The sequence below is a fragment of the Nibrella viscosa genome (assembly GCF_039541875.1).
In the GTDB taxonomy this organism is placed as follows: domain Bacteria; phylum Bacteroidota; class Bacteroidia; order Cytophagales; family Spirosomataceae; genus Nibrella; species Nibrella viscosa.
Genome location: NZ_BAABHB010000017.1, coordinates 93598 through 117827, shown reverse-complemented (window position 1 = coordinate 117827; position 24230 = coordinate 93598). Strand labels below are relative to the sequence as shown.

Here is a 24230-nt window from a genome sequence, read left to right as displayed (position 1 = left end):
TGCAAGGTAGGCATCAGAGGCATTCTCGGCTATATTGACCGTTCTTTTGTTCATCGTGAGCCACAGGTTGTACTTTAGCCAGTGTATTAACTGGCTTTTAGACAGCAGTTAAATACCTCGTTTTGACTACAGAATCTCCACCGATCATTTCTCCTTCAGCTAATAGCCGCAGTCACTTCCCGAAGGAATAGTGGTTGGCAACTTCATCGCTTTCGGAGAAAAGCAGACCGGTAATACATATAAATCTCGTACCGCCCATCTGGCGTTAGTGGAGGCTGGTAGGTCATATCAGTGAAAAATCCAGTGTTTTCGTATTCCTTTACCAAGTTAAGGGTACTTATTTCTCGCAGTTCTAGGGTATTGGCCTCCGTAATGACAAGCACCTGATGGCCTCCGTCTAAAAACAACCAGCTTTTGGCGGGGAGTTCAGAGACAACGGAGGTAATCACGTTGCCTGTCTGGGCGTCCCACAGCCTTAGAGTATGATCCCGGCTACCCGACAAAAGCTGCTTCCCGTCGGGCGTAAAGGCTACTGCTATGACCTTTCCGTCATAGCCCGTAAACGTCTTCAGCAGGGTACCAGTGTCGGCGTCCCAGAGCTTGAAGGTGTTGTCCCATTCAGTTGACGCTAATTGGTGACCGTCGGGGCTAAGCGCCACCGACAGCACTCGGGTGCTTTGTCCGGAAATGGTTTTGAGCAGACGTCCTGTCTGTGCATCCCACAGTCGGAGAGTTTTATCATAACTCCCCGACAGCAAGCGGCTGCCATCCGCACTGAGGGAAATGGACGAAACACCCAGCGTGTGGCCGGTCAGTGTTTTCGTAAGGGCACCCGTGTTCTTATCCCAGATCCGGAGCATATTGGTCCCGCAACCCGTGATCAACTGACTACCATCAGGGCTAAAAGCTGTTGCAATAACCGGGGAAATAGTTCCGGAAAACGTCTGGATTACCTGGCCTGTCCGGGCATTCCAGAGCTTCAACATGGTATCCCTACCCCCCGAAAGAATACGGTGGCCATCGGGGCTAAAGGCCACTGCACCAACTGGCTCATCGTGTCCTGTCAGTATTAGGTGTTCTTTTCCCGAGTGCGCATCCCATAGTACAAGGGTATTGTCATGACTCGCTGACACCAGCCGACGGCTGTCGGGGCTGAAGGCGACCGCCAACACGCTGCTTTCATGTCCCGTCAGGGTTTTCAACAAGGCTCCGGTTTGCCTATCCCAGAGCTTCAGGGTTCTGTCCCGGCTCCCGGATAAAAGCGTCCTTCCATCGGGGCTGAACGCTACTGAGCCTACCCAATGCTTATGACCAGGCATTGTCCTGACCAACCGGCCGGTTAAAGCATCCCATAGCCTGAGCGTGCTATCCTCGCCCCCGGAAAGTACCTGGCGACCATCGGGGCTGAACGCTACCGACAATACCGAGCCTGTATGCCCGGTAATGGTTTGCAGGAGTGTCCCGGTCTGGGCATCCCAAATTCGGAGGGATTCATCCTTACTGCCTGATAACAGCCGTTTGCCATTTGGGCTAAAGGCCACCGATAGGACCCCATCGGTGTGGCCGACCAGGGTTTGAATCAAAGCTGCGGTTTGGGCATCCCAGAGTTTCAGGGTGCCATCGTTGCTTCCGGAGAGCAACCGCCGACCATCGGGGCTAAAGGCGACGGAGAAAACGATACTATTATGGCCCGTAAATGTTCTGAGCACGGCTCCTGTCTGAGCGTCCCAAAGTTTGAGGGTATTATCGTAGCTGCCCGACAGCAGTCGCGAGCCGTCCGGACTAAAGGCTACTGAAACGATTTCTTCCGTATGGCCAGCCAGCTGGGACTGGGCCAGTGGGGGAACTGGAGATTGACCAGATGATGTAGTCAACAGGTGAGTCAGCATGGCAACGACAGCGAGAGAGCGGTAGAATACCATATGCAAAGAAAAATAGCCGGGCGACAGACGAAGCAGGTACATTATAAGCGCACTGACCGCTATGCTACACTCTAAAAGAGCGGCAGGATTCGAACCTGCGCCACTTACACCCGGAGTAACCCGTTTCTACGGCACCGGCTATTTTTCAGTAATGTATGATGTGGGTTGAGCAGGTCAATTTTGTAACCCGAAGACTCCTGTTGTGGAAATCACAAACTTAGTATTGAGCATCCACATGGGATTATCCGTACAAGTTTAAGCAATACCGTCAGAATTCCCAAAAACAGGTGCCGTTAAATAAGCCACTGTATCCGAACAATATATGGTAACTCTGCCTGAACATCTTATCCGAAACGTATCATTCTAAATAGAATTTTACACAACTGATTTAGGGAAAGCATGCTTTACAGAGAAATTGCTTCAATTTTCGACAGGGCCGATTCCCCATCCTCCAGCGCCTGCAGAACGTCGAACACTTTGTCGGACCAGCCGGCCAGCAGATACACGTCGTTACTTTCCACTTGCAGGGGGACATTTTTGTGGCCGGCCAGGTCAAACAGATACAAGCTGGCGTTCGGAGCCAGTTGTTTATAAGCGGCCCATTTAGCCTCAATTGTATTATCCTGGCTCATATTGTTGGTTCGGCTATCCCAAAGCTGTGTGTCTGTAAAAAGCATTACTTTGTCGGCAATGTAGTTCCGATTTATCAGATCGTCGATCACCAGATAACCATTAGTCGAGTAGCCTACTTCTCCTTCGCGCCGGTAAAGCTCCTCCACATTGGCCAGCACATTACGCCCCGGCAGATTGACCGTTTTCCAGGTGTCGCCGAAAAGCCCGCATAACACATTTTTACACTTCGACTGCAGTAACATACCCAGCAACAGACCAATATCATACAGACGCACCTTGCTTCTCGCCGATACGGAAACCTGCATGGAACCCGACACATCGCAGGCAATCACTACCCGTGTTTCGGCTGTAAAGCCACGCAAATTTGCCACGCTGAGTTGCAAAGCCGTTTCCAGGGCATCGTTCAGCATAGCCACATGTCCAGATTTAACCGATTTGATTTCGCGGTAGGCGGCCAGGAAGCGGAAAGGCAACTGCTTAGCCCGGTCTACGGCAGCGGCATCGCCCAGCAGATCGCAAACGCGTTGTATGGTAGCTACACTAACTTCCGCATCAAGCATATTACGTAGGTTGCGCAAGGTGGCCATATAGCCTAACCGGCCACTCGCCACAAGCTCCTCCCACTTATTCCGGAAAGCCGTTTTCTTAGCGGCTTCATCGGCAAACGGCTGTTTTCCCAGGGAACTGAGTTCGTTCTCCCAGGTGTACGGCGGTTGAAGCGTATTGGTTACTATTCGGTCAAAAATGACCTGCTGGGCTTCATCCTTCGCTTTTGGGTGAACAAGAAACAGGGCGTCTCGGAGTTTAACCTGGGCGGCCCGGTTGTACTTGGCAAACTGATATTCGTCAAACTTGTTAAACGCGATCCTCAGCCCCTTCTGGAGTTGCTTCGACAGGCGTCCAAGCTTTTTAGTCTCCTGGCGATTATTCGTCAGCTGGTAGTAGGCCAGCAATTCGGTAATTTCATCGGGGCGCTGCACTACACGGGCCACCGTCCGGCTAATCAGGCTGTCGCCGTGGTGGTGTTTTGCCAGTTCGCCAATCAGGACCACCGGTGCCGAGCGTAGGTACAACTGTTCACGGGCATACAAGGCCAATTGTGCTACAAATGTCGGGCTTACCTTTCTGACCAGAGTCCGAATGCGGGCCAGACGGTGGAAAGCGCTTTCGTAACTTATATCCGACAGCATGGTGGTCGCTACGGCCGAGTAAAGTTCCAACGCCGGTGTCATCGCATACGCTTTGGCCCCCTCGTGGTTTACGGTTTCGGCTTTCTCGGTGGCAGATTGGTTAAATTTCATAGCTTGGTTTAATAGCAATTTCCAATAAAATTATGGTCATCTGTCAGAGCGTAACCCCTGGCGAGCCATTGCTGTTTGGCATTCAGGCGCACTTGTTCTACTTCATCCTGCGTAAACGGCCCTTCTAATCGGTAACCCACGAAGCCGTTTTTACGAGCATAAAGGGCAATACGCTGGTAAAGTACTCCTTCATTGCAAGTGGGAAGGAACGTAGTAGCAAACTGGGCCTGAGCCGGGTTAGATTTATACACAATGGCATAGTAATAACCCTGGCTTCCTACGCCGGAAGATGAAGGTATTGATATACGAGTAGCTACGAACAGCAAAATAATAAAAAGGCAGAAAAACGATTTCATAATTCAGATTATGTTTCATTTCTGCCGGTTTATAGGAGTTTGAGAATAAAGTTTATCGATGAAAAATTACTTTTTTTCGCTGACGGGAGTAACCGGGTCACCGATCTGATAGGCTAAAGATGCGTACTGCGTGAGCACATCATAGCGAATCCAGATGTAACCCTCTTTGCCCCAATTTTTACCCCAGGAATTAGCTAATAAGAAAGAGCCGCCGTTTTTCTGATCATCGTAACCAATGAGGGTTAACGCTGAACTGCCGACCGAACTCTTCGGCGATTCAGTAGGCTCCGGTTGCCAGTATTCTCCAGCGCTCATAAATGATCGTGGAATTTGAAAACCGATTACAACCGCGTTTTTAGAAACCACTAATGCTTGCTTCAGGCCGTCGGCCGAAAGGCGTGTTTGATTACTGGACGGAGAAAGTGCCTCAAAGCCACCAATTTTATACCGGGAAGCCTGGGCATGATAAGCCACTATATCCGCTCCGCAAGATGGGTAAGGCAAGCTTGCCAGCAATACCGCGCCTTTTCGCTGCATCACCAGTAACGCGGGTTCAATCAGACTACCAAGCTGACATTCTTTATCGCCCACTTGTTTCACTTGTTCAAAGATATAAGTAGGCGAAAACCGCAGGGCGTCAATGGCCGATTGTTGCCCGGCTAATCCTTGCCGCCGGGCTTCCATAATGGTTCGTACATAACAAGCTGCCCAGGCAACAGCGGTACCATAATTACCCTGGTTACCGATAGTTGGCATGTACGTTTTGAGAGAATAAACCGAAGGCAGTATGTTATCAGCTACCGGGTCCCGTCTGTCTTCCGTTACTTTGGGCCAGCCGGCTGTCTGTACAAACATAAAATCACCCCTTAACTCATCGTAGCGGCCCGGAATCTGATGACCTCCGCTGCGGCTCTCTACACCCGCAATGGTCCGGTCTAGCATGGCCCGCAACCCTAAGTTTGGCGTTCGCAGGTGCTTGAGCAACTCACCCGTGAACAAGCCGTTGCGCTCACCTGGGTTGTCGTCGGCGGTGCGCCCGTCGCGGGTGGCAAAAGCCACCAGGCTGCCCCGTGGATTGTTTGGAATCACCAAGCCCTGACTTACCCCCCCTTTGGTGCTTTTAGGAAAAGGGTTGTTGCGGCAGGCGTCTAAAAACACCAGACTTACTTTGGCATTGGCTCCCTCCATGCCATCCAGCACCCGCCGGAGCGATACACATTGCGAGCGGGCCTGAGTCTCAAACGACAAGCTGGCATCGGTGGGCACAAGGTAGTTCTCCCCGGAGAAGGCCAATCCATGGCCTGAGAAATAAAACAGCCCCACTTCGTAGCGGGTAAGTTGCTCGGTAAACTCGTCGATGGCGGCTTCCAGGCCGCTCCGATTGAGGTTCTGCCGACGTAGCACCGTGAAGCCCAGCTCCTCCAGGGCCTGTGCCATATCGGTGGCATCGTTGACGGGGTTTCTCAGACCGGCACCGGGTTTAGCGTAGTCTTTGTTGCCCACCACCAGGGCCAGCCGCCGTTCGGTACCGCGGGGGGCCGATCCGCCTACAATCTTAATACTTTTGGACTGAGCCAGTGCGCTGATCGTCGTCCACAGCAAGAGAACTAGTGTTAGGGTTGCCTGGGCCATAGTTTGTTGGAGCTGTTAAAAAGTAAAACGCGTCAGTAAGGTGCCCGCCGACCAGGGTTGCTGACTGTTGCGCGTATTGGTAATCACATCTTTGGTAACATCGCGCATAAGATCTTCGATCTCCACACCCCGTTGCAGGTACTTCAGCAGCGAGGTAGTAAATACCCCGTTGCGACCCGTACCGTTCTGAGCTACGTCTCCGGGCTGGGTGGCATAATAGACCTTGGTACTCTGCGACAACTGACCGACGGTTTTGAAGCCGCGTCCGATGCCGTCTCTATTCCAACTGCGAAAGAGTTTGTTGCGACAGGCATCCAGATACACCAGATTGACTTTGGTTTTGTAGCGCTTCATCTCACTCAATATCAGGTCGAGCGGAATGGTCTGGAGCCGGGCTTCTTCGGGTTCTTCCAACTGGGCATCGGTGGGAATGAGGTAGTTGACACCTTCGGATTCCAACCCGTGACCGGCGTAGAAAAACAAGGTGACATCGGCATTCTGAGCCACCCGGCTAAACTGACCAATGGCCCGCTCAATTTGGGTTTTGGTAGCATCGGTGATGGTGGTAACCCGAAACCCAAGCTTCTCCAGCCTGGCTGCTACATCACGGGCATCGTTGATAGGCCGATTATCCAGTGAGTTACCATACTGATAGGTAGAGTTGCCAATAACGAGAGCCTGACGATTGCTGAATTCATCTAAATTTGATTGAGTTCGAGACGTATTAGCTGTAGATGAAGTGGCTGTTGTGGTTCCAGGCGTTGCTCCAGGCGGTTGGTAGTTAATGTAGCGATGCTCTGACGTAAACGAGTTGCCTCCATAGGTCCCCGCAATATATAAATCATTCTCGCCCGATTGCAGGGTGATACTCTGATCGATGGGCATGGAGCAACCCACTGTTTTGATGGTACGCCCATTGAGGGGTACCCCGTTCAAGTAGAGCTGATACTGACTGATGTCGGTTCCCTGCACACACGCCTTGACCGTGTAATTGTTCAGGCTAACAGTCAGACGCTCGGCAGCAGGCAATTCCCAACTGACAGTGGGTGCGGCCACCGTGGGATTGACGCGGGTGACAGGTGCTGACGGATTCGCTTCCCTGACAAAAAAGGAGCGGTAATAAGGATAAATTTCATACTTCCCATCAGGAGTAAGGGGAGCCTTAAAATCCGGATCGGTATAAAAACCTAAATTCTCATAAGTTTTTAAAATAGCAAAGGTTTTAGCATCACGAACTTCAAGTGTGTTGGCTGTAGTGATTGAGAATATTCTTTCGCTATTCGGCAAAAATTTAAAACCGATTATAGAGAAGGGTACATTCTGAACCGTTTGAACTAGTTTTCCGGTCAGCAGATCCCAGACCTTAATAGTCTTATCATCACTGGCCGATAGTAGTTGTTTGTCATCGGGAGTGAAGCACACGGCAGTAACGTTTCCTTCATGTCCTGTTAACGTGCGCAGCAACACGCCAGTTTGGGTGTCCCAAAGCTTTATTGATTTGTCGGCACTCCCAGAGGCTACCTGTTTGCCGTCTGGACTAAAATCACAAGACAATACTGCTTCTTGATGTCCATTTAAAGTCTCAAATAATTTGCTTGTAGCCGTATACCAAAGTTTAATAGTTTTATCGGCACTCCCAGAAGCAAGTAACTTACCATCTTGGCTTACACTTACAGAATTAACTTTTCTGGAGTGTTCAACGTAGGAGAAATATAATGCGGCTGTCCAAGCACTCCACGACCTCACCGTTCCACCTAGAGTTCCTGCAAAGAGCCATGCACTGCCAGAGTTAATAACTGAGCTGACCTCATCGTAAAACCCAATTAGGGTATTTGGTAGTACACCGGCTCTGGTATCCCAAATCTTAATCTCACTCCCGTAACCTCCAGAGACCAGTTGCTTACCATCAGGACTAAAGCTGACTGTATATACCCCACCTTCATGGCCAGTTAAGGTTCGTAATAAGGTTCCCGTTTTTACGTCCCAAATTTTAATTGTTTTATCATTACTTGCCGAAACCATTTGATTTCCATCAGGGCTGAAGCTTGTTTCAAAAACCGTACTGACATGGCCTGTTAACGTGCGCAATAACTGTCCGGTTTGCGTTTCCCAAAGTTTTATAGTATTATCAACGCCAGACGATGCTATAAGCTGACCATCCGGACTAAAACCAACAAAAGATACAGACCCCTTGTGTCCTGTTAGTGTTCTCAAAAGTTGGCCATTCTGAACATTCCAAACTTTAATTGTTTCGTCTGAACTGCCTGCAATTAATAGTTGTCCATCCGGACTGAAACTTGTTGAAAATATTACACCCTCATGCCCGCTTAGTGTTTGCAGTAGCTTGCCTCGTTTGGCATTCCATATTTTTACAGTCTTATCAGCACTCCCTGACGCTACCAACTTGTCATCAGGGCTAAAGCAAGCATAATATACTATGTCAGAGTGTGCTAATAGCGTATTTTCTTTTTTTCCGGTTTTTACATCCCAGATTACTATGCTTTTATCATCACTTGCAGATAATAATTTCAGGCCATCGGAACTAAACATAACCGATCGTACTACATCATTATGTTTAAATTCAACTATTGACTTCTTGTTATTTGTATCCCAAACTTTAATCGTTTTATCATACCCAGCGGAGACAAACTGCTTACTATCGGGACTAAAACGAACTGATAATAAAGAATTAGAATGATTGAGCGTAAACTCCACGGTACCTTGTTGAGTATCCCAAATTTTAATGTTCCTATCTGTACCTGCCGAAACAAACTGTTTGCCATCTGGACTAAAGATGACTGAATAGACAGAACCAAAACTCAATGCAATACTTCGGACTAGCTCGCCAGATTGAGCATTCATCAACATCAGTTTAGTACCTGAGCCAAACGATGAACTTGCCGACAAAAACAGCTTACCATCCGGGCTAAAACTAACCGATGATACATAATTATCATGATATCCTCCACCTACACTACGCAATAGTTTACCTGATCGAGTATCCCATAATTTAATAGTTTTATCATCGCTGCCTGAAATAAGTTGTTTCCCATCTGGACTAAAACTAACTTCATTTATTGTTTCTTTATGTTCAGTTAAGGTATTCAATAACTCTCCTGTTTGTGTGTCCCAAAGTTTGATGGTTTTATCGGCGCTGGCTGTTGCAATTAATCTACCATCCGGGCTAAAATTTACGGACTTAACAACGGAAGTATGACCACTTTGTCCTTTTAAAGTTTTCAGTACTTTCCCGGTTTGTAAGTCCCAAATTTTCACAGCACCCTCTCGAGTTCCTGTAACCAGTTGTCTCCCATTAGGACTGTAATCAATTGAAAAAATACTCCCTTCTTCGGAGAGTGTCTGTAAAAGTTGCCCGGTAATAGCATTCCAAAGTTTAATCGATTTATCAAGGCTACCGGAGGCAAGTATTTTGCCGTCTGGACTAAAGCGAACAGACTTGATTGCATCAGAATGCCCTGTCAGTGTGCGTATAAGTCGGTTCGTTTGAGTATCCCACAGCTTAATAGTCTGATCATCACTGCCTGAAGCCAGATACCTGCCATCTGGGCTATACGCTACTGAATTGATAGCCTGCAAATGCCCCGCCATATGGGTTTGAGAAAGGTCTATTTGCTGAGCACAAACTATTGGGATCGAGCACCATAAAAAGATCAGAATAAACCCATTTAGTGCTGCAGATTTAGTAAATAGTGGATACATAAACAGGATAGTTAATCAATTATTAAATTATTATTTAAAATAAAAATCATCTCTCAACATATTGACCTCCTGCGTAGTTTGGCGCTCCTTGGTGACTTCCTCCACCTCCCGGCGCACCCGCAGCAGTATCTGGGACAGCGACAATCCTCCCTGTCGGACGTATTTCACAAAGGCTGCTGCAAATGGGCTGTTTGTCTGGTTACGGCCCGCGTCGGCGGCTTGTTCGCCTTCGGATGCAGCATAGGCAATGAGCGTTCCTTTCGGGGGCGGTAGTAAGGCGAAGCCGCCCGTCTCGCCCAGTGTCCGGCCCCAACTGCGTTCAAAGGGGTTGTTGCGGCAAGCATCAAACAGCAGAATGTTGGTCTGCCTGTTGGTTTCTTCCATCTTGCGGATAAGCCGCGTTGTGGGCAGTCCTTCAAACTCTACCTCATCTGCACTTCTTGGATTGGCATCTACCGGTAGGAAATAGTTAGTACCATTGAGAAATGTGCCATGTCCGGCATAGTAACACAACCCCACGTTGTAGTCTTTTAATTTCTGGCCAAACTCCTGAATGGCGGCTACCATGCCTTTTTTGTCCAGGTTGGTATAGAATAGCACCTCAAAGCCACTTTCTTTTAGAACCTGCCGTATGGCTTCTGCGTCGTTGACAGGGTTGGCCAGCGTACCGGCATGTGTATAGCGTGCGTTGCCAATCACCAGAGCCAGCCGTTTCTGAGTAGTAGTTGCCGATGCCATAGAAGGCGTTGTAGACTGAGCGGGCTGATAGGTAATATAACGACGCTCCGAGGTGCTGGTACCGCCTTCGTTGGTCGCTGTTATATAGAATTCGTTCAAACCCGCTTGTAGGGTTACGGTCTGCTCAACGGCTAAAGGGCAGGACGCAATCTTGATAGAACGATTGCTGAGTGATTGCCTATTATGTACAAGGTTGTATTGACTTACGCCTGTGCCCTGTACGCAGGCTTTTACGGTAAAAGTACTCTGGCTGACGGTAATTCGCTCAGTATTGGGTGTCTCCCAGGTGATCGTTGGTCGGGAGACCGCGCTTATTAGTTTATTTTGTAAAGAAGGCTTAGCTTCTTTTACAAAGAAAGAGAGGTAATATGGATAAATTTCATACTTCCCATCAGGAGTAATGGGCGGTGTAAAATTCAGATCCGTGAAGTAGCCGTTATTTTCATAGGTTTGAACCAGGGCTAGCGTCTTGGCATTACGAATTTCAATCTTATTGAAACCGTATATTATTAACCATTGACCTTCTGCAGTATAATGAAATTTAAGTGCAGATGTTGTCGCTGTATGCAATAACTTACCTGTCTGCACATCCCATAGCTTGACCGTATCGTTTCCATCCAAAGATACTATCTGTTTACCGTCAGGACTAAAACAAACCCTGTAAACACTTTTATTATGACCGGTAAGGGTGTGCAGTAACTTTCCTATTGTTATATCCCAGATTTTTATTGTACTATCACCACCAGCGGATATTAAGTGCCTGCCATCAGGACTAATATTAACATCATATATCATTTGCTTATGAGCTGACCACTTTCGTAATAATTGTCCTGTTTTCATATCTACTAAGTTAATTTCCTTATCAGATAAGGTAACTAAAAGTCGACCATCTGGACTTAAATGAATGAGTTGTACATAGCTGGTTTGTCCGTTGATCAGCCGTTTAACCTTTCCTGTCTTCACGTCCCAAACCTTAAGTGTACTGTCACGGCCTCCATATATTACCTGCTGCCCATCTAGACTAAAACAGGAAGAATATATAGAGTTTTCAGGTCCAGTCATAGTATGCAGAAGTTTCCCTGTCTGTACGTCCCAAAGATTAAATGCTGAATAATTTTCATCTTCAATCTCCACCATCGACTTACCATCAGGGCTGAAACAAATGTCACCTTGGATGTGATTGTGATTTGTACCTGCCATTGTACGCTCCAGTTTCCCGGTTTGTATATCCCAAATTGTGAGCGTTGATTTTTTTATTCTAATATCAAGCCGTTTACCATTCGGGCTAACGCTAATGATTCCCTCATCACCTTCATGGTCAGTCAGTGTTCTAAGCAGTTGCCCCGTTTGAATATCCCATGTTTTGAGCGTTTTGTCGGTGCTTGCAGAAATCAGCTGCCGGCCATCGGAACTAAATTCAACGTTGAATACGTATCCTTTGTGCCCTGAGAATGTACGTAACAGTTGTCCGGTTTGTACATCCCAAAGCCTGACTGTGCTATCTCCGCCGGCTGAAACTAACTGTCGGCCATCTGGACTGAAGCTGATAGCATTTATATTTTTGTGAAGATTCTTTGATTTAATATGACCGATAAGTGTATGTTGTAATCTCCCCGTACTCACATCCCAAATCTTAATGCTCAAATCATCACTTCCAGAGGCTATTAACTTACTATCAGGGCTGAAACAAACACAAAATATTTGATCTGAATGTCCATTTAGTGTATAAAGTACTCGTCCCGTCTGTATATCCCATACTTTAACTGATTCGTCTGTACCTCCCGAAACAATTAGTCGTCCATCAGCACTTATCTTAACGGTATGTACACCTTTCTTATGGCCATTAAATTTGCGTAACAACTTTCCGGTATGAACATCCCAGAGTCGAAGTGTATCATCAAGACCGATCACGTTACCGCTGGAAATTAGTTGCTGTCCATTTGGACTGAAACAAACGGAACTTACCCAAGTTCCATTTACTCTGATTGTCCGCTGTACCTGTCCAGTCTGGCTATCCCACAACTTAATTGTTGCGTCATTCCCGCCTGATGCTATTAATTGTTCGTTAGAGGTGTAATCTACTGTAAATATTGTCCTTAAGTGTCCCGCTAAGGGAGATTTAGATAATTTGGTTTGTTGAGCTAAAGCTGGTTTTGTTAAAAACAAAAGGCAAAATAGAATAAGCACTAAAGCTGGGACTCCAAAAGTGAGAGTAAACGGAAATTTCATATGAAACTAACATTCAAATTTTAGACATGTATTATGGTAATCGGTTAATAAAAAAGAGTACTCTATCTTATATTTTGTGATTTATTTCACAGCCCTACATCTGTCCCAGATAAGCAAACACACTGAACCGTTTGTCGATGATAATTAGATTATCGATGAGGGCTAAGCAGCTATCCAGATCACGGTAACAGAATGGGGCATCCGTTTTGATGTTGTCATTGGCGATCATCTCCGGAATGTAAATTCGCCTGCGTAATTCGTCGTAGTCGAACGTGGCAGCAAACTCTTTGGCTTCGCTTCTCGACATAACGCGACCGGTGCCATGGCAAAGCGAATGGTATGTTCTCTCCACTTCCTCGGTTGCCGAAATAAGTACGACATCGCCGTTCATGTTGGAGGGTACTACTGTTTGTTCACCCGGCGTTACTTTGACGGCTCCTTTGCGAATGATTACCCCATCGTCGGCGTGTTCGAAGTGGTTGTGATTTTTGTCCAGGATGAGATTAAGTCGTCCGAAGTACTTTTCCAGAATTTTAAAAATGGCAAAGCGATTGTCTTTGGCCCACTTACAAACATCATAGAATTTGGTGTCGAACTTTTTAGGCTGGTCTACCAGATCGTCGACCAGTTTAGATTCGTTTCTTGAGCCGGTATGAATCAGAAAATAAAGTTTGTCGTCGGTGTAGGATTCCAGCGCGTCAAGAAAATGATTGCCGGAACCCAAGTCGCCCAATTTGTTCTTGTTAGCCTGAATGTCGTAGTAAATTCTGTCCCACTTCTCCCGCTGAAACTCCTCTCTGGTGAGGTTTGCCTCACACAAGAGCATGCCGCATCCGCAGTCGGAAATGGCAAATTTCCGCCAGTTTTCTTGTTTGGTAAAGACAACCGTTCCGGTCGGCAACGGCGATTTGCCGGGGCAGGCATCCGGAAAAAAGATCACCCTCTCAGCTTCCAGATCGTGCGGTAACCAGCCAAAAACTTTGTTAAGTGGCTCTGCTGAATAATTTATTACCTCCATTTTGTGAGTAGTATCCATTTCAAGCCAATTTATTTTAATAGTTGAGCTGTTCATAATTTCTTGGCTGTCCAAGATACTTAATGCGTTGGCAAGTTTCCGTACCTCGGAGTGATGATGAGATAAGGACTTACTTAGAAAATGGAGCTTTGCTACTGACAAATTATATGATGAATAAGTAATTGATTACCAGCTTTTGCCTAATCGCCTGAGGGCTTTCTGAGCATAGTCGTTGCTCTGACGAGCCGCTTTCGTATACCACTCAATGGCAGTAACCAGGTTTTTAGTGACTCCTTTGCCATATTCGTACATGTCTCCCAAATAAGCCTGCCCGCCTGCATCACCCTGTTCAGAGGCTTTGCGGTACCAGCTCACCGCCTGACTATAGTCCTGAGTCACTCCATAGCCGTTCTCATACATGTTGCCCAGATTAACCTGCCCTCGAACATTACCCTGTTCAGCGGCTTTGCGGTACCAGCTCACCGCCTGACTATAGTCCTGAGTCACTCCATAGCCTTTCCCATACATATAGCCCAGATTAGTCTGCCCTTGGGCATCACCCTGTTCAGCGGCTTTGCGGTACCAACTCACCGCCTGACTATAGTCCTGAGTCACTCCATAGCCGTTCTCATACATATAGCCCAGATTAGTCTGCCCTGGGGCATCACCCTGTTCAGCGGCTTTGCGGTACCAACTCACCGCCTGACTATAGTCCTGAGTCACTCCATAGCCGTTCTCATACATATAGCCCAGATTAACCTGCCCTCGAACATAACCCTGTTCAGCGGCTTTGCGGTACCAACTCACCGCCTGCCCATAGTCCTGAGTGACACCCTTGCCATCCCGATACATGTTGCCCAGATTAGTCTGCCCTGGGGCATGGCCCTGCTCAGCGGCTTTGCGGTACCAACTCACCGCCTGACTATAGTCCTGAGTCACTCCATAGCCGTTCCTATACATATAGCCCAGATTAGTCTGCCCTGGGGCATCACCCTGTTCAGCGGCTTTGCGGTACCAACTCACCGCCTGACTATAGTCCTGAGTCACTCCATAGCCGTTCCTATACATATAGCCCAGATTAGTCTGCCCTGGGGCATGGCCCTGCTCAGCAGCCTTGCGGTACCAGCTCACGGCTTGGCCATAGTCCCGAGCCACTCCATAGCCGTTCTCATACATGACACCCAGACTGTACTGGCCCCTTGGGTCGCCTTGATTTGCAGATTCTTTAAACCAGCGTAATGCCTCAATAGGATCTTTGGTTAATCCACCCCGTCCGAACCAGTATAAATTTCCTAAACCGTTTTTAGCCCTTGCATTTCCTTGCTCAGCCGCTTTTCTAAACCAAATTTCAGCCTTAATGTAATCGACTGCTACCCCCTCCCCATTATAATACATCGCTCCTAACCTAGCTTGAGAAGCAGCATCAAGCAGATGACTATGGCGAGAAAGGAGGGAGAAAGCTCGACTGTATTCTTTATTTTCAAAAGCTTGAACACCTTCAGCAATTTCATTGGCTTCTTGTGATTTTTCCGCGTCTTTACGTTGTTCAACAAACACGAAATCGCCCAGCAACTGACTGTAGTCTGCCGGAAGCTGACGTTTGTTGCTCCGGTCATACACGCTCCGGCGCGTGTCGATTAATATCTGGGAAAGTGTGCGGTTTGGCTGACCTATGTAGCGTAGCAGTTGACCTGTGAACAGGCCGTTGGTTTCGCCTGGGTTGTCGTCGGCGGTGCTGTTGGCGCTGGTCGCATAGACTACAATGGTTCCGGGTGGATTGCGCGGAATGGCCAGTCCACCATCCGTCAAAGGTCCCTTTTTTGCTTTCGGAAAGGGGTTGCTGCGGCAGGCATCGAGCATGACAATGTTAGTTTGGGCTTCGGAGCCTTCCATGGCCGACAGCAGCCGACCCAGGTTTACGCAGTGGTAGCCAATCTGCGCCGGGGCTGCCATGTTTTCGTCGGTGGGCACCAGGTATGTTTCGCCCTCGTATTGCAGGCCATGGCCGGAGAAGTAGAACAGGCCTACATCATAGTTGGCCAGGCGCTTGCCGAAATTATCGATAGCCTGCTCAAAGCCTACCCGGTCGAGGTCTTTGCGTTTAATGACCTCGAAGCCCAGCTTGTCGAGCATGGCCGCCATAGCATCGGCATCGTTGCCGGGGTTGGCAAGCATAGCGCCGGGGCGGTTGTAGCGGGTGTTGCCCACCACCAGGGCCAGCCGCCGTTCGGTACCGGCCGGGGCCTGGCCATTGGCGACAATCTTAATGCTTTTCTGCGCCGGTGCTGGGCAGACCGTTATAAAAAGCAATACAAACAGTGTACAAAGCCGAGTGGGTAAGTAGTACATAATCAAATCGATTGCTGTTTTTCTTTATGTCGCCAGGGGGCGGCTCTTTCCCAGTCGCCCGCCATAATGCAGCCGTAGGGGATTATCTCGTCCACAACCTCGCCCAGACCAAACTCCTGCATTTGTTGTTTTACCCGTTCGGCGTTTTTGTAGGCGCTGGGCAGTTCCGATATGTCGATATGGTTCGAGAAAAAACGAACATCCAGGCCCCTGGTCTCTTCGGCAAAAATCTGGTCTATCGTCTTGTGCGCGTTCATTTTTTTGTGTCGCCCTCTGCTCATATTTCTGCCGGCCCCATGCGGTGCAAATCCCAGGTTGTTCTGCGTAGTTGAACCTTTCACGATCAGAACCGGCTGACTCATGTTCAGGGGCACCAGACGCAACCCATCTTTGGAGTCGGGAACAAATTTATCGTCGAGGGGAGTGGCCCCTTTGGCGTGGTAAAACAGGTCCCCGTCTCTAAACACAAAATTGTGCTCATTCCAGAATCGGTCAACCACATCGGCGTTGAGCGCCTGGGCGGTTGCCTCGTGGATAGTCGTATGGTTTAGCTTTGTCCAGGCCCGAACCAGTTGCAAGGCTTCCCAGTAGTCTTTGCCTTCGTCGGTATCGTAGGGTATCCAGGCATTTCGCTCCAGGGTGTCAGGCGACAGTTCTCGTCTGAAAAAGTCCGCCATTCTCATACCCTGGGTGTATAGATTTGCCCCGAAGCCACGGCTGCCATGATGAGTGACCATCATGGTTTCGCCGGTTCGCTTCGATTGCCCAACAAACAGGAAATGATTTCCGTCGCCCTGCGTGCCTAAGTGGTGAGTAGCAAAGGTTCTGCTTTTCTCATTTTTCAAATAGCGGTTGGCGGTCATTTGCTCGATGAAGTCCCTGGGCAGTTCAGAAAACTCCTCGCGCCCGCCGGGGCCGAAGTGCGTGACGGAATGGGCCGCATCCAACACAGATTTCGGCGACCGATGACCGAAGTTGGTCATCATCACCGAGCAGCAAATGTCGGCGCTGTGCATGGAGGGGTGTATAGCATTTTTGGCGACAACCACCCCTCCCACGGGAATCTGCCCTACCTCACCGGTGGGGCAGGCGTCGGGCATTACTGCCCCACCCACCACCGTTGGGGTTTTCATCAGCACCTGCATGGTATCGAGTACGCTCTGCACGTTGCTGATTTCGTCAGCTGTGTCCGCTTTGATATTCTGGTAAAAAGGAACAGGCTCGCTATGCGGTTCAATTGTTTTGGGGGCAACCGTTTGCAAATAGGCGATCAAACGCTCGCCCGATAGCTGATGCCGGTTGGCAAAATCAATGGCGTCCTTAAACCATTTACCCGGCTTATAGCCTAAATCCATCAACTCTTTCCCTGTAATCATGGTGGGTATGTTTCTGTAAGCCGCAAAGGCCAACTTGTCATGTACAAGAATACAGAAAAATGACGTCATTTCTGTCATATTAGCCGTACTTCAGGTTAAATAACCTGTTAATCCTGAACGACATGAGCCTGACGCACACGGCAAGGCCGGGCGGTGCTCAGCCTCGCTTTGCCCGCAAGGGAACGGCTTTTTTCCGGACAGGCTTTTGGGGAGACAGCCGCGCAATAAGTGCTTTCATTTTCCGGTAATCCCCATCCTCTGAGGTCCGGGCTTCCTCTACCGCTTTTCGTGCGTAGAGAAGCGCTTGCTGGGTTTGTCCGGCACGATGGAGACTCAGCGCATACTGCGACAGAGCGTCGTAATCAGATTCGATTTCGGTGGCCGTTCTAGACCACTCCAACGCCTTGGCTTGTGCCAAAGGTGAATTCTCGAACTCTTTATAAAACATGTGGGCATACTCCTTAAGCTTGTCAACATCCGGATTCTCTATTTCCACATAGCGAATGGTCTCGTTTATTAAACCTACGGTATCTTTCCGGCTGGCATAAGCGGCCATAGCCAGGTAAAACCTGACCTTCGGTTTATTTTCTTCTTTAAGAGACAACAGCAGACGGTTGGTCATATCGCGGTAAGCGGTCGTGTCTAAGGGTGTTTCGGCCAGCAGGTTTTTAATAGATTTCTTATACAAAGCCTGAAGTTTTTCGTTCAGTTTTGAACGGCCGATTCCCGCTTCAAACTCCGGTCGGTGTTCTTCGATGTGGCGGATAACCGGTGAGCCGGCCGACTTAATGTAGTCGTCAAGCAACTCCCAGTTGGCGGTCAGCATCCAGTCGCGTGGGGGTATTTGCTTAAAATAAGCCTCCGCCACAGAATCAGTCGGCTGGTCATTATCCGCCAGGTACTCCAGATAGGCGGTAACCCCCTCCGGCGTGTTCAGGTTGGCTTTTAAACGCTGCTCGATCGCCGACGTTTGTTTTTCAGGATTTTGGGCATCCTCTCCCAACTGGATAAATTCCTGGGCCGGCATGGCACCCGTTTGGCGGTGTACCAGCTTGCCCTCGCCGTCGATGAACAAAAACGTGGGATAAGCCTCTACCGGATAGCTTTCGCCGAACACCTCACCCTCCTCCGACTCCATGTCCATTTTGACATTGATGAACTGCTCGTTATAATAAGCCGCCACCTTATCGTCGGTAAAAACGCGGGCAGCCATTAGTTTGCAGGGACCGCACCAACTGGCATAGGCATCCACAAAGATTAGTTTCCGACTGGTTTTGGCCTGTTGCAGGGCTTCTTTCCAGGTAACAGCGGCAAACTGAATACCTTTGCCGGGGGATGGGGCGGCTGCCGAAGCCGACACAGAAACATACAGAAAGGTGCAGATAAGTACACTAAAGCGCATTAGAGACATAACTGGAAAATGGTTTGGTTGTGTCTCTGAATAGCCACGGCCGGCAAAACCTTATCGGTTCACAAAAAAATTGTTGGGCATACTCTAAACAGTAGCTGCTCCCTACGCTTCGCCAAATCGAAAAAACGTTCGGGCGTCTCTTTTCGGCCGCCTATTCGGCGCTCCGCCCGCCGAACTGCTCCCTCCATGAGACCCCCTCACTCCCCCCTTGCTCAACAGAATCTGAACGTGCCAACTTACTGAAGCTGGGCGACGACGCGGAAGCCGACGCCGGCGTATAGGTATCTGGGGGTGTCGTAGTGCCGATACGCGACCTGGCAGAACGCCGGGTGGAGGTTCCAGCAGCCCCCGCGCAGTACGCGTTTGTTGCCATCAGCCGGACCGGTAGGGTCGGCCTGGGCTTCCCCACTGTAAGACCCGTACCAGTCACTACACCACTCCTCTACGTTTCCACTCATATCGTGCAAACCCAACCCGTTAGGCGAAAAACTGCCTACTACCACCGTCTTCCTCCGGTAAGCACCCGCTACAGAATGAACTTTCTTGTACGCAGTGCTACCATCAAAATTGGCTCCAGCCAGATTGAGTATATCCTTACCGTTGCCAAAGCGGCTGCGGTTAGCTACAGGCCCACCCCCAGCTGCATACTCCCATTCGGCTTCGGTGGGCAGCCGGTAGCGCAGCCCGCCAGAGGCTCGAGCGTTAAGCTTCTGCAAAAACTCCTGTACATCATCCCAAGAGACTAGCTCCACCGGGCAGTCCGGACAGTCTTTGAAGTGTGAAGGGTTACTGCCCATCACGGCTTCCCACTGCCGCTGAGTCACTTCGTACTTGCCCATCAGAAACGGACTGACTGTGACGCTGTGGACCGGCTTTTCATCCGATGCACCTTCGTTGCGGGTATCGCCCATCTGAAAGGTACCGCCCGGCACATACACCAGATCCGCAAAAGGCAGCTCCAAAAATTTCTGTGAACGAGTAATGGGCGGGGTATTGGGTTCCGACTCGCGTTTGGGCGAGGTTATGGTAAAATAAAAATCATCCTCCAGCGAGGAGTTTTTGAACGGGATCTGCGTGCCACCGCTCTGCCGGCGCACATACTGGTTTACGCGGTTAAAAATCTGGTCTATAGTCAGATCAGGCGTGTTTAGCACCTGCAGGATGGCTTCGGTGTACAGCCCGTTGGTGCGGTCGCCGTCTGCGGCCGTCTTCCCCGGCGAAGCAGCAAACCCGATGAAGGTTCCGCTGGGAGCGGTTATATTGGCTAAACCGCCCCCGGTTGTGCTTCGGCTCCAAGAACGGGCAAACGGATTGTCACGGCAGGCATCCAACAGCACAATGTTGGTTCGGACACGATTCTCTTCCATCCAGCCGGTCACCATATCCAGCGGAGTGGCATGAAATTTCACCTGCGCCTGATTCTGCGGGTGAGCATCAATGGGCACCAGGTAGTTGGTGCCGCCTGCCTCTATGCCGTGGCCGGCGTAATAGAACAGGGCTACCTCGTACTGCCCTAAGCTCTTGCCCCAGGTATTGATGGTACTCTCCAGCCCGGCCCGGTCGAGGTTGGTGCGTTGGGTGACGGCGAAGCCCAGCTTTTGCAGGGTCTGGCTCATGGCCTGTGCGTCGTTGAGCGGGTTGCGCAACGTACCGGCATGGACGTAGGTTGCGTTGCCGATCACCAGCGCTGTACGTTTGCCGGTGGTCGCGTTTCCCACTGTTTTCAGACTGCGCGGGTCAGACTGCGCCAGGGTCCTCAGCGTAACGGCCAGCAGCAAAAGCAGACTCAGTGATGAATGTGCTTTCATGACATAGCAGGTTATCAGCAGGCATTGTCGCATGGCGTTTATTTTAGAGTTAGTGCTTTGTTTATCAATTCTAATTTTATGTAAAACCTACTATCAATTCCGGCTCAACGCTCACCAATCAGTTTTAGACGTACCAGCTTGCTGCGTAACGATTGGGTTTGAAGCGACGGGGTTACCAAATCCCGTTCGGGCGACTCTTTCCGGTCGCGGGTTCGGCGCTCCGCCGGCCGAACCGCTCCCTCCATGAGACGCCCTCACTGCCCCCTTGCTCAACCGGAATTGGACCGGATGCCTGCTACTGAACGGGGGACACGACACGGAAGCCAAAGTCGTTGTCTCGGGCCCCGGGGGTGCCGTTGCTGCGGTACGCCGACCGGCAGCTCCGCGGGCTGAGGAGCCAGCTACCGCCCCGCAATACCCGATGAGTGCCCGTTGCAGGGCCGGCAGGATTGTGGCTACTGCTACGAGCGTAGTAGTCGCTGCCGAACCAATCCTGGCACCACTCCCATACATTACCCGCCATGTCGTACAGCCCCAGCGGGTTAGCACCGAAACTCCCCACCCGTACCGTTTTTCCGCGATACTCACCGGCGACCGAATACCCCTGCTTATACTGCTCACTTCCATCAAAGTTCGCCTGTGCGGGGTCCAGGACATCCTGCCCGTTGCCGAACCGGCTCCGCCTGGCCACCGCGCCCCCGCCGGCGGCATACTCCCACTCGGCCTCTGTGGGCAGGCGGTACTTGCCACCCGTGCGGGCATTCAGCTTCTGTAAAAACACCTGTACCTCCTCCCAGGATACCTGCTCGACCGGGCAGTCCGGGCAGTCTTTAAAGCGAGACGGATTGCTGCCCATTATATCTTCCCACTGCCGCTGGGTTACTTCGTACTTCCCCATCAGAAATGGGCTGACCGTGACGGTATGAACCGGCGTTTCATCCGCGTACCCTTCGTTGCGGGTATCGCCCATCTGAAAGGTGCCGCCCGGCACATACACCAACTCCGCAAAGGGCAGCTCCAGAAACTTCTGCGGCCGGGCCGTAGCCACTTCAGATTTTACGGATTCTCCGGCAGGTGCTGTACGCGTAACCGTTGCATCAGCACCGGATGTCCTTTTTTCCACCAAAGGCACTTCCGCCGGTTTCAGAACAAACACAAAGTCGCCTTCCAACTCGTCGTAACGGCCCGGCCGCTGCTCCCCTCCGCTTTTGCTGACCACTGTTTTTGTCGTCTCGTCGAGCATGCTGCGGATACCCCAGTTGGGCCGTAACAGGTACTGCAACAGCGCTTCGGTAAACAGCCCGTTACGCCCGCTTACGTTGTCGTCGGCGGTACTCCCTTCCCGCGTAGCATACACCACCATACTACCACGGGGGTTGTTGGTAGGCCGCACCAGCCCGCCGGCGGCTACCAGGTCTTTGCTGGTTTTGTCGCACACCTGCAGGTTGGGCAGGTTGCGACAGGCATCAAGAAACACAAAGCTGTTCTGCACCCGGCGGGCCGATATGTCGCTCAGAATACGGTTGAGCGAGATGCCGTATTCCTCCACCTGCTCCAGACAGCGGATGTCGGCATCAATGGGCAGCAGGTAGTTCTTGCCGGCGTAGCTCAGTCCGTGGCCGGAGTAGTAGATGACCACCACGTCGGAGGTGGTTAGCTTATCCTTGAGCCGGTTGAGGCCGGCCGTGAGCTGGGGGAATGTGGTGTTGGTGAGGGTGATGACCTCAAAGCCCAGCGTCTCCAGGGCGCGGCTCATATCCTGAGCATCGTTGAGGGGGTTCTTCAGGGGCCGCACGTGCTGGTAGTCTTTGTTGCCCACCACCAGGGCCAGCCGCCGTTCGGTGCCCGCCGGCGCGGTGCCCCCTACAATTTTGATGCTGCGGGACTGGGCCAGGCACGGGCCAAACGGCAGCAAGATGCCCAGCAGGAGAAAAAGATGAGTGAACAGCGCGTACATACGACGAGTAAGTTACAAAAAGTAGTGAGTTTGGCAGTTAATCTTTGTGGGCCGCAAAGGTTCCCAAATTGTTGGCCTCTCCTCGCTGCCTGACAAAAAAGCACCGCCAGTAGGGGTAGATTTCAAAACGACCATCAGGCGTTAAGAGCGGAGTAAACAGCGCATCGGTGTAAAAGCCCACATTTTCGTGTACGGCTAGTAGCTCGAATGTGTCGGCGTGGCGAATCTCTACGGTGTTACTCACCAGCATAACCACCAGGTAGTGGCTTTGGTGAATAGCGTAAACTTGGGCTGGGATTTGGGCAAGAGCAACGGCGTTGAGGAGTTGCGTATTGGCAACATGCCAGTGTTTAAGCTGCCGGTCATAGAGGCCGGCTGAGTAGAGCTGGCTGCCGTCCGTGCTGAAACAAAGGGAGGCAATACCGCCCAGCCATTGCTCACCAACCAACACCTTTGAATGGGCAGCAATCGTTCTCAGAGGGTCGGGATAAATAAGCCCTTTGTAGGGAGGTTTTGATGGATATAAAACGGGTCCAACGTTAATGTCCCACCAGGCAATTGTTCCGTTCTCGTAAGTAGTAACTACCTGATTGCTTTCTGGAGGAAAGTAAGCACTTTCGGGAAAACTATCATTATAGCCCACATCAGCAAGTCTGAATGATTGCTTTTTCAGTTCCTGGCCCGATTGGGTATCGATAATGTATACCCTTCCTCGGCCAATAAAAATCAGTCGATTACCTGCTTCGTCAAAGCCAACGCCATCCACTTTATCATAAGGATCACGTTCATCGTCATAATAAATATCAAAAAGTAGACTGCCTTGCTGCGCATCCCACACCATAGTGTGCGAATAACTGTCCATGCCTATTGCTAATTGTTGACCATTAATGGCTAGGCAGTTTGGGAATCTATCGGTCAATATACCTGTACATTCCCATACAAGCTGAGCCGAAGCCGTGTCCCACATCTTGAGTTGACCACGGCTGCCGCAACCTACCAGCATTTGCCCATCGCTCCGCAAACAAACCCTATTAACATAATCGCCGTCCACTAAGGGAATAGATACCTGTATGTACCCTGTTTCTACGTCAATCACCTGAATGGCTCTATTGGAACGAGTCTCAACTACAGCCAGTAAATTACCCTTAGAACTGAGTGCAAACGCGTTTATAAAGTCATGCTCAAATGGGTAGTGGGCGATTTCCTGGCCAGTCTGCAAAGCCAGATAGGTAAGTGTCTGATTCATTCGGTCATGCACAATAAGTGTTGCTCCGTCCGGACTCAAGTATACAGGCCACTGGGAGGTCTGTTCAGAAGCAGGAACGGAAAACAGCACTTGCCAGGTTTTGATGTTGTAGATGGTGTGTTTTTCTTCATCCCACCACAGGACTGCCAAATGGCCGTTCACCCAGCCGTAATCATGCGGGGAGCCCGGCTGAAGGGCTTCTGGCAACACGATGGTATCGATGAGCTGCCCGGTTGCCACCTCCCAGGAGCTAATATTGACCTCCTCCCACCCGTTGTCAAAAGCGAAATAGAGCTGCTTATTGTCCGGAGAGAAGGAAAGGTGGTACATCTGGATATACTGATGGATACTATGTCCAATCGTCAGCGTACGCAGCACCCGGCCCGTGGCCAGCTCCCATACTTTTATCCCATCCAGTCCAGCCGTCGCCAGCCACTGACCATCCGAACTCAGCGCCAGGGCGTTGATCGAGTCAAGATGCCCGGCTATGGGTGTAGCGGATAGGTCTATTTTCTCAATTCCGGCGGTCGTATGCAT

Annotated in this window: 13 protein-coding genes; all 13 read right to left on the bottom strand. The window is 50.2% G+C overall.

Annotated elements, in window-relative coordinates:
* Positions 1–203: 203 nt before the first annotated feature.
* On the bottom strand, positions 204–1889 hold the full coding sequence (locus ABD931_RS26575) for a WD40 repeat domain-containing protein (RefSeq protein WP_345271070.1): 1686 nt from the start codon (positions 1887–1889) through the stop codon (positions 204–206).
* A 437-nt stretch (positions 1890–2326) separates the two neighbouring features.
* A complete protein-coding gene (locus tag ABD931_RS26570) occupies positions 2327–3856 on the bottom strand; it encodes a TROVE domain-containing protein (RefSeq protein WP_345271069.1) in 1530 nt (509 codons plus the stop codon).
* A gap of 8 nt (positions 3857–3864) precedes the next feature.
* A complete protein-coding gene (locus tag ABD931_RS26565; protein WP_345271068.1) occupies positions 3865–4212 on the bottom strand; it encodes a hypothetical protein in 348 nt (115 codons plus the stop codon).
* 66 nt (positions 4213–4278) lie between these two features.
* Positions 4279–5814, bottom strand: a complete 1536-nt coding sequence (locus tag ABD931_RS26560; RefSeq protein ID WP_345271067.1) for a caspase family protein — start codon at positions 5812–5814, stop codon at positions 4279–4281.
* Positions 5815–5859: 45 nt separating this feature from the next.
* Entirely contained in the window at positions 5860–9564 is a 3705-nt protein-coding gene (locus ABD931_RS26555; RefSeq protein WP_345271066.1) for a WD40 domain-containing protein, read from the bottom strand.
* A gap of 30 nt (positions 9565–9594) precedes the next feature.
* A complete protein-coding gene (locus tag ABD931_RS26550; protein ID WP_345271065.1) occupies positions 9595–12531 on the bottom strand; it encodes a WD40 domain-containing protein in 2937 nt (978 codons plus the stop codon).
* A 94-nt stretch (positions 12532–12625) separates the two neighbouring features.
* On the bottom strand, positions 12626–13549 hold the full coding sequence (locus tag ABD931_RS26545) for an RtcB family protein (RefSeq protein ID WP_345271064.1): 924 nt from the start codon (positions 13547–13549) through the stop codon (positions 12626–12628).
* Between the two features lie 183 nt (positions 13550–13732).
* Positions 13733–15856 (bottom strand): caspase family protein, encoded by a 2124-nt coding sequence (locus ABD931_RS26540; protein ID WP_345271063.1) that lies wholly within the window; start codon positions 15854–15856, stop codon positions 13733–13735.
* Positions 15857–15897: 41 nt separating this feature from the next.
* A complete protein-coding gene (locus tag ABD931_RS26535) occupies positions 15898–17271 on the bottom strand; it encodes an RtcB family protein (protein WP_345271062.1) in 1374 nt (457 codons plus the stop codon).
* A gap of 157 nt (positions 17272–17428) precedes the next feature.
* Complete coding sequence (locus ABD931_RS26530; protein ID WP_345271061.1) at positions 17429–18682, bottom strand: thioredoxin family protein; 1254 nt, start codon at positions 18680–18682, stop codon at positions 17429–17431.
* A 236-nt stretch (positions 18683–18918) separates the two neighbouring features.
* Positions 18919–20490, bottom strand: a complete 1572-nt coding sequence (locus ABD931_RS26525; RefSeq protein ID WP_345271060.1) for an SUMF1/EgtB/PvdO family nonheme iron enzyme — start codon at positions 20488–20490, stop codon at positions 18919–18921.
* A gap of 295 nt (positions 20491–20785) precedes the next feature.
* Positions 20786–22447, bottom strand: a complete 1662-nt coding sequence (locus tag ABD931_RS26520; RefSeq protein WP_345271059.1) for an SUMF1/EgtB/PvdO family nonheme iron enzyme — start codon at positions 22445–22447, stop codon at positions 20786–20788.
* A 37-nt stretch (positions 22448–22484) separates the two neighbouring features.
* The gene (locus tag ABD931_RS26515; RefSeq protein WP_345271058.1) at positions 22485–24230 is read right to left on the bottom strand and encodes a WD40 repeat domain-containing protein; all 1746 of its coding nucleotides are present in this window, start codon (positions 24228–24230) and stop codon (positions 22485–22487) included.

What these genes read in the sequence shown, in the direction of transcription:
- ABD931_RS26575 (WP_345271070.1), bottom strand. Translation starts at nt 1,889, where the DNA reads ATGCTGACTCACCTGTTGACTACATCATCTGGTCAATCTCCAGTTCCC.
- ABD931_RS26570 (WP_345271069.1), bottom strand. Translation starts at nt 3,856, where the DNA reads ATGAAATTTAACCAATCTGCCACCGAGAAAGCCGAAACCGTAAACCAC.
- ABD931_RS26565 (WP_345271068.1), bottom strand. Translation starts at nt 4,212, where the DNA reads ATGAAATCGTTTTTCTGCCTTTTTATTATTTTGCTGTTCGTAGCTACT.
- ABD931_RS26555 (WP_345271066.1), bottom strand. Translation starts at nt 9,564, where the DNA reads ATGTATCCACTATTTACTAAATCTGCAGCACTAAATGGGTTTATTCTG.
- ABD931_RS26550 (WP_345271065.1), bottom strand. Translation starts at nt 12,531, where the DNA reads ATGAAATTTCCGTTTACTCTCACTTTTGGAGTCCCAGCTTTAGTGCTT.
- ABD931_RS26545 (WP_345271064.1), bottom strand. Translation starts at nt 13,549, where the DNA reads ATGGAGGTAATAAATTATTCAGCAGAGCCACTTAACAAAGTTTTTGGC.
- ABD931_RS26535 (WP_345271062.1), bottom strand. Translation starts at nt 17,271, where the DNA reads ATGATTACAGGGAAAGAGTTGATGGATTTAGGCTATAAGCCGGGTAAA.
- ABD931_RS26530 (WP_345271061.1), bottom strand. Translation starts at nt 18,682, where the DNA reads ATGTCTCTAATGCGCTTTAGTGTACTTATCTGCACCTTTCTGTATGTT.
- ABD931_RS26525 (WP_345271060.1), bottom strand. Translation starts at nt 20,490, where the DNA reads ATGAAAGCACATTCATCACTGAGTCTGCTTTTGCTGCTGGCCGTTACG.
- ABD931_RS26520 (WP_345271059.1), bottom strand. Translation starts at nt 22,447, where the DNA reads ATGTACGCGCTGTTCACTCATCTTTTTCTCCTGCTGGGCATCTTGCTG.
- ABD931_RS26515 (WP_345271058.1), bottom strand. Translation starts at nt 24,230, where the DNA reads ATGCATACGACCGCCGGAATTGAGAAAATAGACCTATCCGCTACACCC.